This is a genomic window from Polaromonas sp. DSP2-3-2b2 (assembly GCF_049895905.1).
Classification (GTDB): domain Bacteria; phylum Pseudomonadota; class Gammaproteobacteria; order Burkholderiales; family Burkholderiaceae_C; genus Polaromonas.
In genome coordinates this window covers 176727-192673 of sequence record NZ_JAFCTH010000005.1, presented here as the reverse complement: position 1 = coordinate 192673, position 15947 = coordinate 176727, and the positions used below count along the sequence as shown (strand labels likewise).

The 15947-nt window shown below is 56.8% G+C and carries 20 protein-coding genes; 11 read left to right on the top strand and 9 right to left on the bottom strand.

Translation table 11 applies throughout. From position 1 onward, the window contains the following. Positions 1-81: 81 nt before the first annotated feature. From ACP7AD_RS06975 to ACP7AD_RS06960, 4 genes are all read right to left on the bottom strand, one after another. On the bottom strand, positions 82-1140 hold the full coding sequence (locus ACP7AD_RS06975) for an NAD(P)H-dependent glycerol-3-phosphate dehydrogenase (protein WP_426145817.1): 1059 nt from the start codon (positions 1138-1140) through the stop codon (positions 82-84). A gap of 40 nt (positions 1141-1180) precedes the next feature. After that, positions 1181-1648: a protein-export chaperone SecB gene (gene secB, locus ACP7AD_RS06970; protein WP_426145815.1), complete on the bottom strand. Its 468-nt coding sequence runs from the start codon at positions 1646-1648 to the stop codon at positions 1181-1183. A 140-nt stretch (positions 1649-1788) separates the two neighbouring features. Beyond that, a complete protein-coding gene (gene grxC / locus ACP7AD_RS06965; protein ID WP_426145813.1) occupies positions 1789-2052 on the bottom strand; it encodes a glutaredoxin 3 in 264 nt (87 codons plus the stop codon). Between the two features lie 109 nt (positions 2053-2161). Next, positions 2162-2572 (bottom strand): rhodanese-like domain-containing protein, encoded by a 411-nt coding sequence (locus ACP7AD_RS06960; protein ID WP_426145812.1) that lies wholly within the window; start codon positions 2570-2572, stop codon positions 2162-2164. Positions 2573-2693: 121 nt separating this feature from the next. On the opposite strand from ACP7AD_RS06960, the gene gpmA reads away from it, so the two are divergent. The 3 genes from gpmA (at position 2694) to ACP7AD_RS06945 (ending at position 6052) form a co-directional block, all read left to right on the top strand. Next, entirely contained in the window at positions 2694-3446 is a 753-nt protein-coding gene (gene gpmA, locus ACP7AD_RS06955) for a 2,3-diphosphoglycerate-dependent phosphoglycerate mutase (protein ID WP_426145810.1), read from the top strand. A gap of 256 nt (positions 3447-3702) precedes the next feature. Next, entirely contained in the window at positions 3703-5142 is a 1440-nt protein-coding gene (locus tag ACP7AD_RS06950; protein ID WP_426145808.1) for a S41 family peptidase, read from the top strand. Between the two features lie 145 nt (positions 5143-5287). Beyond that, the gene (locus ACP7AD_RS06945) at positions 5288-6052 is read left to right on the top strand and encodes a HesA/MoeB/ThiF family protein (RefSeq protein ID WP_426145806.1); all 765 of its coding nucleotides are present in this window, start codon (positions 5288-5290) and stop codon (positions 6050-6052) included. A gap of 40 nt (positions 6053-6092) precedes the next feature. Here the strand turns inward: ACP7AD_RS06945 and ACP7AD_RS06940 are convergent, their stop codons facing one another. After that, entirely contained in the window at positions 6093-8099 is a 2007-nt protein-coding gene (locus ACP7AD_RS06940; RefSeq protein WP_426166052.1) for an AsmA family protein, read from the bottom strand. Between the two features lie 362 nt (positions 8100-8461). Between ACP7AD_RS06940 and ACP7AD_RS06935 the strand changes: the two genes are divergently transcribed. Beyond that, positions 8462-8851, top strand: a complete 390-nt coding sequence (locus ACP7AD_RS06935; RefSeq protein WP_426145803.1) for a response regulator — start codon at positions 8462-8464, stop codon at positions 8849-8851. Positions 8852-8968: 117 nt separating this feature from the next. On the opposite strand, the gene ACP7AD_RS06930 is transcribed toward ACP7AD_RS06935, so the two are convergent. Further along, positions 8969-9601, bottom strand: coding sequence for a response regulator (locus ACP7AD_RS06930; RefSeq protein WP_011800333.1), 633 nt, complete (start codon positions 9599-9601; stop codon positions 8969-8971). A gap of 135 nt (positions 9602-9736) precedes the next feature. Between ACP7AD_RS06930 and ACP7AD_RS06925 the strand changes: the two genes are divergently transcribed. From ACP7AD_RS06925 to ACP7AD_RS06895, 7 genes are all read left to right on the top strand, one after another. Next, complete coding sequence (locus ACP7AD_RS06925; protein ID WP_426145802.1) at positions 9737-11077, top strand: CHASE3 domain-containing protein; 1341 nt, start codon at positions 9737-9739, stop codon at positions 11075-11077. A 211-nt stretch (positions 11078-11288) separates the two neighbouring features. Further along, positions 11289-11453 carry a DUF1328 domain-containing protein gene (locus tag ACP7AD_RS06920; protein ID WP_029525833.1) on the top strand — a complete coding sequence of 55 codons (165 nt, stop codon included), beginning with the start codon at positions 11289-11291 and terminating at the stop codon, positions 11451-11453. A 76-nt stretch (positions 11454-11529) separates the two neighbouring features. After that, positions 11530-11934 carry a hypothetical protein gene (locus tag ACP7AD_RS06915; protein WP_426145800.1) on the top strand — a complete coding sequence of 135 codons (405 nt, stop codon included), beginning with the start codon at positions 11530-11532 and terminating at the stop codon, positions 11932-11934. Positions 11935-11995: 61 nt separating this feature from the next. Beyond that, positions 11996-12361, top strand: a complete 366-nt coding sequence (locus ACP7AD_RS06910; protein WP_426145799.1) for a hypothetical protein — start codon at positions 11996-11998, stop codon at positions 12359-12361. A 24-nt stretch (positions 12362-12385) separates the two neighbouring features. Further along, positions 12386-12850: a hypothetical protein gene (locus tag ACP7AD_RS06905; protein WP_426145798.1), complete on the top strand. Its 465-nt coding sequence runs from the start codon at positions 12386-12388 to the stop codon at positions 12848-12850. After that, positions 12847-13389, top strand: a complete 543-nt coding sequence (locus tag ACP7AD_RS06900; protein ID WP_426145797.1) for a ferritin-like domain-containing protein — start codon at positions 12847-12849, stop codon at positions 13387-13389. Before ACP7AD_RS06905 ends, ACP7AD_RS06900 begins: the two co-directional genes overlap by 4 nt. 96 nt (positions 13390-13485) lie before the next feature. Further along, a complete protein-coding gene (locus tag ACP7AD_RS06895; RefSeq protein WP_029525837.1) occupies positions 13486-13800 on the top strand; it encodes a BON domain-containing protein in 315 nt (104 codons plus the stop codon). 184 nt (positions 13801-13984) lie between these two features. Here ACP7AD_RS06895 and ACP7AD_RS06890 read toward each other — a convergent pair whose 3' ends face one another. From ACP7AD_RS06890 to ACP7AD_RS06880, 3 genes are read right to left on the bottom strand one after another with little or no spacing between them, the layout of a single operon-like run. Beyond that, positions 13985-14611 carry a BON domain-containing protein gene (locus ACP7AD_RS06890; protein ID WP_426166049.1) on the bottom strand — a complete coding sequence of 209 codons (627 nt, stop codon included), beginning with the start codon at positions 14609-14611 and terminating at the stop codon, positions 13985-13987. 22 nt (positions 14612-14633) lie between these two features. Further along, the gene (locus ACP7AD_RS06885) at positions 14634-15467 is read right to left on the bottom strand and encodes a DUF429 domain-containing protein (protein ID WP_426145794.1); all 834 of its coding nucleotides are present in this window, start codon (positions 15465-15467) and stop codon (positions 14634-14636) included. A 57-nt stretch (positions 15468-15524) separates the two neighbouring features. Next, a complete protein-coding gene (locus tag ACP7AD_RS06880; protein WP_426145792.1) occupies positions 15525-15947 on the bottom strand; it encodes a BLUF domain-containing protein in 423 nt (140 codons plus the stop codon).

Genomic DNA, 15947 nt, shown 5'->3' with positions numbered 1-15947 from the left:
ATGCCTGAAATACCGGTTTTTCTGAATCACGATAGGAACTTAGCTTAGCTGTCGATAAGCTCTGGTTCCTAAGCCCCATATTTAATAGCAACCGAGTTCAGTCTTCGGCTCGCGTTCCATCAGCAGCGCGACGGCTTCGGAGGCCTTGAGCCGGCCATCGAGCAAGGCCACCACGCTTTGCGCAATCGGCATGTCCACGCCCAGGCTGGCGGCGCGCTGCACCACGGTGCGGGCACAGTAAACGCCTTCGGCCACATGGCCCAGCGACGCCAGCACTTCGCCCAGGGTCTTGCCCTGCGCCAGCAGCAGGCCGACCTTGCGGTTGCGGCTCAGGTCGCCGGTGGCCGTCAGCACCAGGTCGCCCAGCCCCGACAGGCCGGTAAACGTCTCGGCGCGCGCGCCCAGCGCCACGCCCAGGCGCGTCATTTCGGCCAGACCGCGCGTGATGAGGGCGGCTCTGGCGTTCAGGCCCAGCTGCAGGCCGTCGCACAGCCCGGCGGCAATCGCCATGACGTTCTTGACAGCCCCGCCGACTTCCACACCGACCAGGTCGTCGCTGGCGTAAACCCTCAAGCTGGGGCTGTGAAACGCGGCCACCAGCGCGGCGCGCACTTCGGCATGTTCGCTGGCGGCCACCAGCGCCGTCGGCTGCCTGCGGGCCACTTCCAGCGCAAAACTCGGACCGCTGAGCACGCCCGCTCTTAAATCAGGAGCAACCTGCGCCCGCACCTCATGCACCATCAGGCCAAAAGGCTTTGAATCAGCAACTGACGCCGGTGCTGCCGGAACCGGCGATTCAAAGCCCTTGCTGAGCCAGGCCACGGGCACTCGCGCATGCTGGAGTTGCATCAGCATGCTGCGCGCAGCTGCTACCGGCGTGGCTACAACGATCAAATCCTGCCCGCTGACCGCCTGAGCCAAAGACATCCCGTCACCGCCCTGCAAACGCAGGCTGGACGGCAAGGCAATGCCGGGCAGGTAACGGGTGTTGGCCCGCTCGGCCTGCAGGGCCTGGACTTGAAGCGAATTGCGGGCCCACAGCGTGACTTGGTGCCGACCCACGCCGGCATCAACAGCGCCTGCGGCATTGACGGCCAGCGCCGTTCCCCAGGCGCCGGCGCCCAAGACCACGATCTTCATGCCGGCAGGGGCGCGCTGCCTGTGTCCACGCGCTGCGCCATCAGACGATGATTTGCGCCGCTTCGGGCGTGGCCATCATGGCTTCAGCCTGCTGCTGCTCGTACATGGCCTGGAAGTTGATTTCGGCCATGTGAACCGGCGGAAAGCCGCCGCGCTGGATGATGTCCGCCACGTTGCCGCGCAGGTAGGGGTAAACGATTTGCGGGCAGGCAATGCCCAGCAGTGTGCCCATCTGTTCGCTTGGCACGTTGCGGATTTCAAAAATGCCGGCCTGCTTGGCTTCAACCATGAACACGGTCTTGTCTTCGATCTTGGTGTGCACTGTGGCGGTCACGGTGATTTCAAACAGGCCGTCAGCCACCGGCTTGGCATCGACACCCAATTGGATCTCGACAGCGGGCTGCTCCTGGTTCAGCAGAATTTCTGGCGAATTGGGCTGCTCCAGCGACATGTCCTTCAGGTAAACGCGCTGGATCTGGAATACGGGGTCAAGATTGGTTTCGGCCATGGTGGTCTTTCGTGAAAGTGCTTAAAAAACGTGTGGCATGCGAAAACCCCTGCGCCATCCGAAAGGAAAGGCACTTGGGCTCAGGCAGTTCGAGGCGGATTATCTCAGGGACTTCGGCGTAAAAAACGCCGGCGCGGCGCTCAGGCGGCGCCTGTGAGCAGTGGCATCAAGCCGCCCCGGTCGTCCAGCGCCATCAAATCGTCGCAACCGCCGACATGCGTGGAGCCGATAAAAATTTGCGGCACGGTGCGCCGGCCCGTGATCTGCGTCATTTTCTGGCGCTCACCGGGCACCAGGTCCACCCGGACTTCATCGAGCACGGCGACACCGCGCTCCTTGAGCAGTTGTTTGGCCTGAATGCAGTACGGGCAGGAGCCGGTGGTGTAAATCTTGACGGTTTGCATGGATATCCTGTTTTTCGACGTCGCGGCAGGAGCGCGGCGCCCGATGGAGGTGGTCAATGCCAGCGCTGCACATCGACAGCGTTCAGGCAGGCGGGAGTGAGGCGGCTACTCAGGCTTTCTCAAGGGGAAGGTTAGCGTCTTTCCAGGCCTTGAGCCCGCCGCCGAGGGATTGGGCCTGCTCGTAGCCGAGTTTTTTGGCGATGGCCACGGCCCGGCCGGAACGCGCGCCGCTCGCGCAAACAAGAATCAAGGGCAAGGCCTTGTTCTTGACCGCGCCGGACAGCTTGGCTTCGAGCTCGCCCAGCGGTATGTTTTTGGCGCCGGTCACATGTCCGGCGGCGAATTCGGCAGGCTCGCAAACGTCCACCACCACGGCCTTTTCGCGGTTGATGAGCTGCACGGCCCCGCTGGCGTTCAGTGCTCCGGCATTCATACTGCCAGCAATCAACGGCCAGACCAGCATGCCGCCCGAAGCAATGGCTATCGAAATCAGCATCCAGTTATCGATCAGAAATTTCACGTAAACCCTTTGTATGTTTTTTACTCAAAGGGTGATTTTAGAATGGAGGCACAAGTTCGCCTTAAGGCCGGCCTTTAAATTTCACCTTTTCGCCTTTCATTTCTTTCGAAATTTCATCACCATGTACAAACTCGTGCTCATCCGCCACGGCGAATCAACCTGGAACCTGGACAACCGCTTTACCGGCTGGACCGATGTCGATCTGACCGAAACCGGGATTGCCCAAGCCAGGAATGCCGGCCAGCTGCTCAAGGCCGAGGGGTACGACTTTGATGTGGCCTACACCAGCGTGCTTAAGCGCGCCACCCGCACGCTCTGGCATGTGCTCGACGAGATGGACCAGACCTGGCTGCCGGTGGTGCACAGCTGGCGGCTCAACGAGCGGCATTACGGCGACCTGCAGGGACTGAACAAGGCCGAAACCGCCAAGAAGTTTGGCGACGAGCAGGTGCTGGTCTGGCGCCGCAGCTACGACACGCCGCCGCCACCGCTGGCAGCTGACGACTCCAGAAGCGAGCGCGGCGACCGTCGTTATGCCGGGCTGCTGCCGGGCCAGGTGCCGCTGACCGAATGCCTTAAGGACACGGTCGAGCGCGTCCTGCCTTTCTGGAATGAAGCCATGGCGCCCGCCATCAAGGCCGGCAAGCGCATGGTGGTGGCCGCGCACGGCAACTCGATTCGCGCCCTCGTGAAATACCTCGACAATATTTCCGACAGCGAGATCGTGGGCCTGAACATTCCCAACGGCATTCCGCTGGTTTACGAACTGGACGAGAACCTCAAGCCGCTGCGCAGCTATTACCTGGGCGACAGCGAAGCCGCCGCCAAGGCCGCAGCGGCCGTTGGCGCGCAAGGCAAGGCCGTTTCGGCATGATGAACCGCCAGGCCGGCTGAATGATGGACTGCTTGGCGGACGAAGAAACAGATCTAGCAATGCCCTTGGCCAGCCCCATGGCGCCGGTTGTCTGCAATGATGCGTTCAGCGACTTGCAAAAGGCGCATTTTTCCCTACATTTAGTTGTCATTGGCACGCCGTTCACGGAACCGCAGGGACGCGCATGTATCGAAGGTGTATATTGCTCCTCACAAAAAAGGAGCGCCGGCTTCTTTAACAGGCTTAGGAAAATCTCATGGGTCAGAAGCTAAAAATTGCAGGATGGATCTCAATCGGTGCGATGGCAGGCGCCCTCACCACGGTGCAACTGCAAGCGGTTGCGCGTGCGGGCATGGCACCGTTGCCGCTTGAAGAACTGCAGCAGCTCGCGGCGGTCTTCGGCATGGTCAAGACCGATTATGTTGAGCCCGTGGACGAAAAGAAGCTGATCACCGATGCCATCTCGGGAATGGTCGCCAGCCTCGATCCGCATTCCGTGTATTTCGACAAAAAGACCTACAAGGAATTTCGCGAAGGCACCTCAGGCCGGTTCGTGGGCGTTGGCATTGAAATCGCCCAGGAGGACGGGCTGGTCAAGGTGATATCGCCCATTGAAGGCTCTCCCGCCGACCGCGCCGGTCTCAAGCCCAATGACCTGATCACTCGCATCGATGACACGGCGGTCAAGGGCCTGAGCCTGAATGACGCTGTCAAGAAAATGCGCGGCGAGCCGCAGACCAAGGTGATGCTGACGATTTTCCGCAAGGACGAAAGCCGCACTTTTCCGGTCAGCATCACGCGCGAGGAAATCCGCACCCAGTCGGTTCGCAGCAAGGTGATCGAGCCGGGCTATGCCTGGATTCGCCTGAGCCAGTTCCAGGAAAGGACGGTGGACGACTTCGTTACCAAAATTGAACAGATTTACAAGCAGGAACCCAAGCTCAAGGGCTTGGTGCTCGACCTTCGCAACGACCCGGGCGGCCTTCTGGACGCTGCCGTGGCCGTGTCGGCGGCCTTTTTGCCTGAAAACGTCACCGTGGTTTCCACCAACGGCCAGCTGGCCGAAAGCAAGTCGGTCTACAAGGCCTCGCCAGAGTTCTACCAAAGGCGCAACGGGTCGGACCCGCTCAAGCGTCTGCCAGCGGCCCTCAAGAACGTGCCGCTGGTGGTGCTGGTCAACGAAGGTTCAGCCTCGGCCAGCGAGATCGTGGCCGGCGCGCTGCAGGACTACAAACGCGCCACCATCATGGGCACCCAGACCTTCGGCAAGGGCTCGGTGCAGACGGTTCGGCCGCTGGGCCCTGACACCGGCATCAAGCTGACCACGGCACGCTATTACACGCCAAGCGGCAAATCGATCCAGGCGCGCGGCATCGTGCCAGACGTGATGATCGACGAAACGGCCGAAGGCAGTCCTTTTGCCGCGCTGCGCACCCGTGAGGCCGACTTGGAAAAGCACCTGAACAGTGGCCAGGGCACTGAAGTCAAGGACCCCGGTCGTGAAAAAGCCCGGGAAGAAGCGCTCAAGCGCCTTGAGGAAGAAGCCAAGAAAACGCCTGAGCAGCGTCGCCCGCCCGAACTGGGCAGTGACAAGGATTTCCAGCTGGCCCAGGCCATCAACCAGCTCAAAGGGCGTCCGGTGCTTGTCAGCAAGACAGCAGTGGTCGAACCCAAGAACGAGAAAAAAGAAAACTAGGCGGCTGGTTCGCCCGTTTCAAGCAAAGCCCGTCCGTTTCCGGACGGGCTTTGCTTTATATGCTCTCCCCATAATTCATCGATTGCGGTGTCTCGCTCCCGAACGCCTTGACTTTCGGTGGCCTATTTTAGAATTGCCCAGCATCATGAACGACGAACAGCTGCTTCGCTACTCACGGCATATCCTGCTCGACGAAATAGGCATTGAAGGCCAGGAAAAACTCCTTGCCTCCCACGTACTGGTCATTGGCGCGGGCGGGCTGGGCTCGCCGGTGGCGCTTTATCTTGGCAGCGCCGGCGTTGGACGCATCACGGTGGTTGACGATGACCGTGTCGATGCCACCAACCTGCAGCGCCAGATTGCCCACACGGTGGCGCGCATTGGCGAACTCAAGGCGGTGTCGGTAGTCCAGGCAGTCGCCGCCCTGAATCCGGATGTCGAAGTCGTCCCGGTGGCGCAAAGGGCAGGCGATGCACTCCTCGACCAACTCGTGCCTCAGGCGGACCTGGTGCTTGACTGCACCGACAACTTCACAACCCGGCACGCGATCAACCGGGCCTGCGTCAGGCACTGCAAGCCGCTCGTTTCAGGCGCGGCCATCCGGTTCGACGGTCAAGTTACGGTCTTTGATCCCCGCATTCCCGAGTCCCCATGCTACGCCTGCATTTTTCCCGAATCAGACCTGCCGGAAGAAACCCGCTGCGCCAACATGGGCGTGTTTGCGCCGCTGGTTGGTATCGTGGGCGCCACGCAGGCGGCCGAGGCCTTGAAACTGCTGTGCGGCATCGGGCAGGCCTTGACAGGACGGCTCTTGATGCTCGATGGCAGGGGCATGGAGTGGCATCAGATGACGCTGGTACGCAATAAGTCATGCCCAGTCTGCGGAACTATTACTGACAGCAAAATTTGACGGTCTAGAAGCAAAACGCTGATCCTGCAGCCACGCAAACTTACTTATTGCCGTTTGCGGCTGCGGGCTGTGCGGCCTTGGACAGAACTGCGCCACAGTCGGCATCCTCGCCCGGCCCGGTTTCAATCGTCGCCGCCAGCGCCAGCAAAGGGTTGATGGCAGCCAGAACCAGCGCAATGCCAACGCGTCCCGCCAGTGCCGAGGTTTCCGGTCCTGCTGTCGTGTTGGCAAAGGTCCCACCAATACGAAGCGGCGAACGCAGACTCAGGATGCTCATATCCTTGGGCTGCGGCTTGAACAGGATATCGAGCGTTTCGTTGGCCAGGCTGATCTGCCCCTGTCCGGTGACGACGGTATCGCTGGTGTCGAGGACGATGGCCCGGCTGGTCATCAAACCCTGTTTCACGTCAAAAGCTGCTGCCGCGCAACGCAACTGAACGGTGTTGTCGCCTCGCACCAGAAACTTGATCACCTCACCGCCATCAAGGCCCATGAACTCAAGCAGGATGTTGCTGATCTTGCCCTTGCCCATGAGAATTGCCACGTCACCCGAGGCTGAGCCCAGCATTTGCGCCACCGAATCGCCGCGGCCTGCCAGATTGAACTGTCCGCTGAACTTGCCAAAGCCGGTCTTGGTATTTTCCACCGCTGGAAACAGCCGGTTCAGCTGCAAGGCGCGCACATCCAGCCGGGTGGTGATGGCCGCTGGCGCAACGGTCGAGTCAATACGGATGGTGCCCGCCACCGATCCCCCGGCGACGCCCAGCGAAATGGGTTCCAGTTGCAAAACACCGGCATTGAGCTTGACGTGAACGGAACCTTTGTCGAGTGGCAATTCCTTGACATGCCGGATATCGGCTGCAAAGTAAGTCACGTCGGCGTTCATGGCCTTGAGCCTGGTCACATCCAGTGGCGTGCGCGGCAGCACCTTGCCCGGCGCGGTTCCGGTGGGCAAAGCTTTCTTGCTGGCAGTCGAGGGCGCCGCCTTGCGGCCTGTTGAAGCGTCAGCCGAATTTGCCTTGCGCGTTGAACCGCTAGAAGGCGTGATGCCAATGACCGGCGCCAGATCCACGAAATCCATGACCTTTGATTGCAGCTTGCCTGTCAGCAGCGGAACCGCCGAAGACTGGTCAAAACTCAGGGAGCCGCTCAGGTCAGACTTGCCAAGCAGGCCCTGAATCTGGCTGACAGCCCAGGTTTTGTCTTTCTTCTCCAGCTTGCCACGGAGCTTGTAAGGTGGCGTGGCAGGCAGCACGACGCCGAGCAAGCCATACAGATCGTAGAGATTTTCACCCTGCAGGTCAAAAGTTGCATCAATGCCGGCCAGGTTGGCAAGATCAGCAACCGAGCCTTTTGCCTTGAGGCGGGTTTTTCCGGCGACGGCATTGACTTCGACAGGAAAGGAAGCCTGGGAATCCCTGCTGAACTCCAAAGCGCCGCCGGTGCGTCCATTGGCTGTGAAGGCGTCGTTATTCCATCGCCCGGTCGCCTTGAAGCTCAAAGGCAAGTCGTTCCCGAACTCGGATGCCAATGAAAACTGGACATCGAGATCGGCACCTTGGGCTTTGGCAAGATAACTGATACTTCCCTGGTCCACTACAAAAGAGCCGATTTGCGGTGCCGTTCCTTTCTCTGACGTGTCCCGCGAAAATGCCCACGTCCTTCGGCCATCGGGTTCGATCTGTAGACCCATCCGGGGCTCGGTCAGCGTGATTTTCGGCAGCACGACTTTTCCGGCCATCAGCGGCAGCAGGCTGATGTCAAATTCCGCAGCAGTAGCCTTGAGCAGATAGGGATCATGCGCCCATTCGGGGTTTGCAATTTCAATGCCTTCAACGCTCACCGTGGTGGTGAGACCCAGGTTTACTGAAAGATGGCGCGTAATCTCGAAGCGCCTTCCGAGTTGATCTGATACATAACGGTTGATGGGGCCACGCAGTGAATCCCAAGGAAAGAAGGAAATAACCAGCACCAGCAAGATCAAGACAATGCCTGTGCTAGCCATCCAATGACGAAGGGCTGGAGATTTGATGAGGGGATTTTTCATGCGTTGGTAAAGAGGAGCAGCCGTTCAGCAAACCCAGCGGGCGATGGCTGACAATGCACGAAATATGGTGACCAACAGGCGCAAAGGCACCTGAATAGGCAGCTTGACTATCATGCTGATACAGGTTTTTGGGCAGTCGGCAAATGCGATGAAAGCCTGTCGGCAGGTGCCTACATGATCTTGACGCTCAATCGTCGAAAAACCCCTACAAATACAAACAAATGCCGCTGGCACAATCGTGCATCAACTTGAAGATACATTAGGAAACAAGACAAGCTGGCATTTCCGGCTCTTGCTGGCCGCACTGGCGGGCTTTTCGCAACTCACACCGAAGTCCTGCCTACGTTAACTGGATATGAGCCGTGAGATTGAAAACATACATCGTCGAAGACAACCCGACCATTCGCGAGAATCTGATTGGTACGCTGGAGGAACTCGCTTGTGTGATTGCGGTGGGAACGGCTGAAACCGAAAACGACGGCAAGGCTTGGCTGAACGCCAACCGGCAGGAATGGGATCTGGCGATCGTCGACCTGTTTTTGAAACAAGGCAGCGGCTTGGGCGTGCTGGCGGCTTGCCAGGACCGCCCGTCAACGCAAAAAGTGGTGGTCCTGAGCAATTACGCCACCGCCGATATTCGCCAACGGTGCGCACAACTCGGAGTTGACGCAGTATTTGACAAATCAAACGAAATTGATGCGCTTGTAAACTACTGCTTGCAACAAAACAGCAGCTTTGTAGGAAAAAACTAAGTTTCCTAAGTTTCCAGATGAATTTCTGAACTTCCCAAAGCTTGAGTCCCGCAGGAAACCAATTTGTTCGCTGGCAGGCCAGCATCGGAAAAAGAACGAATCGACGTGCTCAGTATCTCAGTCGATCAGCTTGTTTTTCAAGGCGTAATAGGTCAGGTCGCTGTTGGAGGCCAGACTCATTTTTTCCATCACCCGGGTACGGTAAGTGCTAACCGTTTTGACGCTAAGCGAAAGCGCCTTGGCAATATCGCCCGCCGTTTCTCCTTTGGCAAGCTTGAGGAAAACCTGGAATTCACGCTCCGACAGTTGCTCGTGCGCGGCCACGTCTTTTGGCCGATTCAATTGTTGAGCGAGCAACTCAGCCACAGCAGCCGTGATGTAGCGCTTACCCAGGGAAATCACGCGAATGGCATCGACAATCTCGGAAGGATCGCATTCCTTGTTGAGATAACCGCTAGCGCCCTGACGAATCAGGTTGACCGCGTAATGTTCTTCCGGATAGCCGCTCAGGATCAAGATTCCCACATCGGGTGCCTTCGCCCGGATCATGGCCAGCGCATCAATTCCGCTCTGGCCCGGCATGGACAGGTCCATGACAAGAATGTCCAACTCAACATTGCGAACCAGGTCAATCGCCTCACGCCCACTTGCCGCTTCACCGACAACACGCAAGTCCACCTGATCCGAAAAAAACTGCTTCAGTCCCGACCGCACAATGGCATGGTCATCCACAATTCCAATTTTTATCATGTCGCTATCTTTCTATAAAACCTGTGCCGCCTGGCCAGGCTGCCAAAAGGCAGCGCCGAGGCAAAAACAGCTGTCTTGATTATCACTGCTCATTATTGATGAGTCGTCCATACCAGTACCGAACGGGAGTTAGTCTTGAAAAAATTTGCTGCGTTGAAAACCGCCATCAGCTTGCCTCTGGCCATTCTGGCGGCTACGTTCATGATTTTCATCAACGAAGCGAGTTTTCAACAATCAACCAAGGCAGTCGAAAACATGGAGAAGGCTCAGCAGACACGCAGTGCCATCACCCGTCTAGTGCGTCAGGTGCTGGACGCGGAAACCGGACAGCGCGGGTACCTGCTGACAGGCGATCCACGCTATCTGGAGCCATACAGGGCTGTCGTAGGCAATATTACTGAGAACCTCAACGTTTTGCAGCAGATTTTTGTTTCACAGCCAGCGTTGATCGGCGAGTTCGACGCCTTGTCGCGTCACGTGTCACGCAAGATGGCGGAGATGGACCTGAGCGTGCGCATGCGAAAAGAGGGCAATGATGATGGCTGGAAGTTTGTGCTGACCACCGACGTAGGCAAAGAAGAGATGGAAGCCATCCGGAATCAATCGGACAAGCTGTCTGCCAGCAGCGTTCAGCAGACGGAGCAAGGCCAGGCACAAGTCAGGAAAGCCCTGCAGCTTTCTCGCATAGGCATAGCCACAACTGCACTTGTCGGATTACTTGCTTTCTACATGTACCTGATGCAAAACAAGGCGCTGCTGGCCTCAGGCCAGCGCGAGCAGGAGACGCTCGAGCGTGAGCGGGACCTGCTGGAAAAACAGGTCAGGGAGCGCACGGCAAGTCTGGCAGAACTGGCTACCCATCTTCAAAACGTACGTGAGGATGAACGCGGCCATCTGGCGCGAGAACTCCACGATGAACTCGGCGCGCTTCTTACTGCAGCCAAGCTCGATGTGGCACGGCTCAAATCCCGGCTTGCCGACAACCTGCCAGAAGCCTCAGAGCGACTTGAGCACCTGACCAACACGCTCAACACCGGCATTGCCTTGAAAAGACGGATTGTTGAAGACCTTCGACCTTCTTCACTTTCCCATCTGGGCCTCGTGGCATCACTTGAGATTCTGGCGCGAGAATTTGAGGAACGGTCAGGGCTGTCGATCACCACCGACCTGGAAACCGTCGAACTCGGTGGATCAGCGCAATTGACCGTTTACCGGCTGGTCCAGGAATCGTTGACCAATATTGCCAAATATGCCAGTGCCACCCAAGTGGAAATCAGCGTGCACAACTTTGACAACTTCATCACTGTGGATGTGAAAGACAACGGCAAGGGCTTCAAACTGGAAAGCATCGGCCCCGGGAGCCACGGCCTCGCCGGCATGCGTCATCGGGTAGAAGCTGCCGGTGGAAAACTGACAGTAGCCAGCGCGGAAAACAGGGGCACTCAGGTCGGTGCGGTGCTGCCCAAATTGCACTGATGGACCAGAGGAAGAATCGCTTGAGTGTCAAGTTCTCGAAAGGCCAAGCCGTGCGTTACAAAATGTCATCCTTTTCCTACAGGGCATTAACCTAGACCCTGACAGGGGTTTAGGTCCAAAGCCGATGGGAGAAACCTACCCTTGGAGCCAAGCTACTCCTAGGTAGTCAAGAAGCACTTTTCATGTGCCAAGCTACCACTAGGAAAATCAAATGCTGCACTACTCCGTTGTCTTTTTGGTGATCGCCCTGATCGCTGCAGTTTTTGGCTTCGGTGGAATCGCAGCGGGCGCCGTGGAAATAGCCAAAATTCTTTTCTTTCTGTTCGCTATCATGGCTATCGTCAGTTTTGTTCTAAGCTTGATCAGAAAAAACTAGCCTAAGTGAACAGCAGTTCCAAAGCGCTTGCTTTCACATACCGTTTTTCATCATTTATTCACCAAGGAAAAAAAATATGAACACAAACAGCCCCTCGAACATGGCACGCGACGCAGTTCCTGCAATGCAAAAAGTTTCGGATGACATGATGAATTCAGCGGGCAAGGCTATTGAGGCAACGCGCGAGCACGCCAACCAAGCCCTTGACAGGGCCGAAAGCAAGGTTCGCGAGTTGCGTGGCAGCGTCGACCCAATGGTTGAAATGCTGGCATCCAAGGCACAAAAAATGGCCCGTCAGAGTTTGGACATGGCTTCAGAAGCCAAAGAACGCGCTGAAAAATCATTCAAGCATGCCGCAAATGCCACCACCCGTTATGTTTCCGAGCAACCCATGCGTTCGGTGCTCATCGCCGCAGCGGTTGGCGCAGCAGTTGCATTGCTGGTTTCGAGTTCACGCAACCGCAATCACAATCGCTATTAAAACTTTCCTGCTGACAGTGCCTGCTTACCGCTGACGCCCCCGCCCTTTTACCCTTTTACTTATGCTGCATCCTCTTATTTCAACGATCGTACAAAGACCTGATCTGGTCATAGACCACCTGTCTGCGTACGGATCGCTGTTCCACAAGGAAGCAACAAACGCGGGTTCTGAGCTGCTGGCGCGTGCAGTGGCAGGAATAGCGGCGATTTTGGCACTTGCTGTTTTTCTTGCGCTAGCAGGAATAGCTATAATGCTGGGCTTTTTACAAAACCAGTTTCATTGGATGCTGGTGGCTGTACCCGGCGTGGCCCTGATACTTGCAGTTATCGCCGCCGTGATGGCCATGAAGCCCTCGAAGAGTGAGAGTTTTCCAGAGCTGAAAGCCCAGATTGACAGCGATGCGCAGGCATTACGTACCGTCTCCTGAATTACGTCATCAAAAGAACCCGGTATGGCCTCTCTTCCTGTAGAACTTACCCCACAAGAGCGCCTGGCTATCAGCCGTAAGGCCATCGTCAGGCATATGAACCGGCACCATCGAGACGTCGAGGAGCGGTTTGACAGCGACAGCGATGCGGTCAACGAAGTAGCAGGCTCAGGCGTGGCTTACCCCGAACACGGTGTCTCGAGCAGAATCAAGTATGCGGCTCGCATGTGGTGGCACCGCCATCCTGCAAGTGCGGCAGTAGAACTCGCCCGCCCTCTTTTGAATGATTACGCAAGAGCCCACCCTTTTAATCTGCTCGGCATTTCTGTTGCTGCAGGCGCCGCATTGGTGGTTGTCAGGCCGTGGCGCATGATTTCTGCGGGTACTTTGGTGGTGGCAGCCATCAAATCCTCAGGCTTGTCGAACACTCTGTTCACGATGCTGTCTTCTTTCATCCGGCCTTCTAGAAACGCCGATACAACACTATGAACGATATGACCAACTCCGCCAATGAACTGAGCCTTGACGAATCGGCACTCAAAGCCGTGAGGTCCAGCCTTGACCAAGGTGCAATCACACCCGCCTACGGACCGCATCGCGAAGCTATTGTCAAGCTATTGAACGATGCCCTGGCGACTGAACTGGTATGCGTGCTGCGTTACAAGCGGCATCATTTCATGGCCAGCGGTCTTTCCTCACCCCGGATCGCTGACGAGTTCATGGTGCATGCCAATGAAGAGTCTGCACACGCTGACCGTATTGCCCAGCGCATCGTGCAATTGGGCGGCGAGCCTGACTTTTCGCCCGCCACCCTTTTGCAGCGCAGCCACGCGGACTATGATGAATCCAATGATTTGAAAACCATGGTCCGGGTCAATTTGATCGCCGAGCGGATTGCCGTGGAGTCTTATCGTCAGATGATCTCACTGCTTGCCGACAAAGACCCTACAACACGCAGAATGCTTGAAGACATTCTGGCGGACGAAGAAGAGCATGCTGACGAACTCAAAGACTGGCTGGATCTTTAAATCTCCAGGTGCTGGTCGATAGGCGTGGTGCCGTTAATCGACAGGCTTTTTAAACTTTGCACTAATCTAAACAAATCAACTCGAAGAGGAAACCCTATGAAATACGCACGCGCAATTGCATTCGCAGCCTTGGCTGGCATCACCATTATCGGAAGCGGCTGCGCTGTGGGACGCGGCCAGGAGACCGTCGGTTCCTATGTTGATGATGCGGCCATCACGACGTCTGTCAAGGCAAAGATGGCCGAAGACAAGACTGTTTCAGCAACATCCATCAGCGTCGAAACGCTCAATGGAACCGTACAACTGTCGGGTTTCGCCAAATCAGGCGCTGAAAAGATGCAAGCCGAAAACATTGCCCGTGGCGTGAAAAACGTGCGGAGCGTCCGCAACGATATCGTCGTTCGTCCTTAATCGATTTTCGGATTCGACCACGCTGCCTTTTCAAGGCGGCGAAAAAACGCAGGCAGCGAAGCATCTTCGCGCCTGCTTTTTTTTGTTCTCAGATGAACGGCGTATGCTTGCAGCAACATCCTCATTCCGACAATGTCAGAAGGTGCGATCAGTCCGAACGATCATGCAGCGGCAGCGGACGAAGTCATTTGGCCTTGATAACCAGCCGGTTGTCTACCGACTGAACGCCGCTAAACGTTTTTGCAATCGCGGCAGCCCTTTCGCGCACAGCGTCTGTTGGCACACTACCTTTCAGAACCACTGCCCCGCCCTTTGTATCGACATTGATTTTAAAAAGTTTGATTTCCGCGTCCTTCAGCAACTCCGCTGAAATGGCTGTCGTTATTGCCATGTCATCGATTTTGTTGATGGCTTTGTCGGCAACAGCCTTGGCTGAGGATTCGGCATTTTCGGTGGCGTTTTTCAGTGCCGCACCTGCCTTGGCAAAGGTTTCCTCAGTTTTAGCCTTCACGTCGGCGCCTGACTGCTCGCCCTGCAGTCTTGCTTCAGCTGCAGCTTGTTCCGTCTTGCCAATCGCCGAGTCAAGTTTTTGACCAGGGGTTTGAATGTCGTCGGGCTTATTGCAGCCACTTAGCGCCATTGCAATCCCCAGCGATGCGACAGCGAAGACGCGGATTTTCGGGCTAAAAAAAGCAACTTGTACGGTTTGCGAACGTATTTTTCTCATGAAATAACCTTTTCGTTGATTAAAAAAGCATGTGCGGCGGATTGACTTTGCTATCAGCATAAGCAACCGATGCAACGCGATCATCTTGCTCCAGTCATCAGGACACTTAGGCCGTCACGATCCACCCTTCCAGCGCATCCATGTCGGCAGGCAAGCCATATCCAGGCGCGCCCTGTTGCGCTGCCCAAGCAGCCTGCATCAGACAGAGCACAGCGTCCAGACTGTCGCCGCTTCCATCATCGACCAAGGCATCGCGCTGAGCATGGCTGACCTTCAGGCGCAGACCAAGGCGCAGTTGTCCATGCTCCAGCGCAGTGATCAGGTCCTTGCGCGCAATAAGCCGCTCGGGCGTCTGCTTGGCCCTGTCATCGCTTTTATAGGACCGATTTCCCAAAACTTCACGTGCCAGCATCCCCGGATAGCCTTCCAGCGCATTACGCCGGGTGTCGCCCGGGTGAAGGCCGGGGATGTGAACACCAGCGGCCACAAGCCGTGGAATGCCGGCGTGAAGCATGAAGGCCACCGGCGGGTTGACCCACTTCATAGATGGACTGGCGCCGGATGGCCCGTCAGTGGCACGACGGGCGAATTTTTTCCCGATGGGACGGGCATTGCAAAAAGCCGCAAAAGTGTTGCGAATCTCGAGCCGGCTCAGACCGGCATAGTGATTCATCGACGCAATCCATTGGGTGGGCCAGCCCAGGTGCGTCACCAGTTCACGTGGCAGCCCGAAAGGGAAATCAAACGCCCCAAGCCAGTCGCGGTCCTGGATCAGCCACTGCTCAAATCCATGAAGCGAATCGAGGCGTTCCAGACCGGATAGAAGCACGCGTCCGCTCAGTGAAGTGCCCAAAGCCATCACGATAGGTTTACGTCTGCTGGGACTACAGGAGAAATCGCAACCCACCAATAGTTCAGGAATCAAGCTTGGCGTACCCATCGTGTCCTTGCGCCGCTTAGGTAGCCCATCGGCACCCACGGGTTCGCTGGCTATTTTTCAGGAGCGACCAATGATTGAAGCGGTCGCCATCAGCTCTTCAAGCAGAGCCATGGAAACTTTGCCGGAAGCTGCATAGGGGTCAAGCTCGGCTTTCTCGGAATATTTCAACAAGATGGAATGGTTCAGCTTGAGCAAATTGACCGTTCCCATAGTCCATCCGCCAAAGCGGCGCTCTGAGATTTCCTCAAAGTCCAGCAGTACCACATCCTTGTGGCGCTGATCTTTCAGGATGTGTCCGTACAGTTCACTCACAGCCATGCGACCGCCTTCGATGGCTTGCAAAAAAACGCCCCCACCGTAGCAAAGAATGCCGGTAATACCCAAACTGGGGTTGTACTGGCGGGAGTGAGCCAGGATGCTGGAGATGGCTTCGTCACCCACGTCCACAGCGCGACTCGCATAAAGCAAACGAACCAGCAT

What these genes read in the sequence shown, in the direction of transcription:
- ACP7AD_RS06905 (WP_426145798.1), top strand. Translation starts at nt 12,386, where the DNA reads ATGGCCTCTCTTCCTGTAGAACTTACCCCACAAGAGCGCCTGGCTATC.
- ACP7AD_RS06900 (WP_426145797.1), top strand. Translation starts at nt 12,847, where the DNA reads ATGAACGATATGACCAACTCCGCCAATGAACTGAGCCTTGACGAATCG.
- ACP7AD_RS06895 (WP_029525837.1), top strand. Translation starts at nt 13,486, where the DNA reads ATGAAATACGCACGCGCAATTGCATTCGCAGCCTTGGCTGGCATCACC.
- ACP7AD_RS06950 (WP_426145808.1), top strand. Translation starts at nt 3,703, where the DNA reads ATGGGTCAGAAGCTAAAAATTGCAGGATGGATCTCAATCGGTGCGATG.
- ACP7AD_RS06940 (WP_426166052.1), bottom strand. Translation starts at nt 8,099, where the DNA reads ATGAAAAATCCCCTCATCAAATCTCCAGCCCTTCGTCATTGGATGGCT.
- ACP7AD_RS06920 (WP_029525833.1), top strand. Translation starts at nt 11,289, where the DNA reads ATGCTGCACTACTCCGTTGTCTTTTTGGTGATCGCCCTGATCGCTGCA.
- ACP7AD_RS06890 (WP_426166049.1), bottom strand. Translation starts at nt 14,611, where the DNA reads ATGATCGCGTTGCATCGGTTGCTTATGCTGATAGCAAAGTCAATCCGC.
- ACP7AD_RS06930 (WP_011800333.1), bottom strand. Translation starts at nt 9,601, where the DNA reads ATGATAAAAATTGGAATTGTGGATGACCATGCCATTGTGCGGTCGGGA.
- grxC (WP_426145813.1), bottom strand. Translation starts at nt 2,052, where the DNA reads ATGCAAACCGTCAAGATTTACACCACCGGCTCCTGCCCGTACTGCATT.
- gpmA (WP_426145810.1), top strand. Translation starts at nt 2,694, where the DNA reads ATGTACAAACTCGTGCTCATCCGCCACGGCGAATCAACCTGGAACCTG.
- ACP7AD_RS06910 (WP_426145799.1), top strand. Translation starts at nt 11,996, where the DNA reads ATGCTGCATCCTCTTATTTCAACGATCGTACAAAGACCTGATCTGGTC.
- ACP7AD_RS06915 (WP_426145800.1), top strand. Translation starts at nt 11,530, where the DNA reads ATGAACACAAACAGCCCCTCGAACATGGCACGCGACGCAGTTCCTGCA.
- secB (WP_426145815.1), bottom strand. Translation starts at nt 1,648, where the DNA reads ATGGCCGAAACCAATCTTGACCCCGTATTCCAGATCCAGCGCGTTTAC.
- ACP7AD_RS06975 (WP_426145817.1), bottom strand. Translation starts at nt 1,140, where the DNA reads ATGAAGATCGTGGTCTTGGGCGCCGGCGCCTGGGGAACGGCGCTGGCC.
- ACP7AD_RS06880 (WP_426145792.1), bottom strand. Translation starts at nt 15,947, where the DNA reads ATGCTGGTTCGTTTGCTTTATGCGAGTCGCGCTGTGGACGTGGGTGAC.
- ACP7AD_RS06885 (WP_426145794.1), bottom strand. Translation starts at nt 15,467, where the DNA reads ATGGGTACGCCAAGCTTGATTCCTGAACTATTGGTGGGTTGCGATTTC.
- ACP7AD_RS06945 (WP_426145806.1), top strand. Translation starts at nt 5,288, where the DNA reads ATGAACGACGAACAGCTGCTTCGCTACTCACGGCATATCCTGCTCGAC.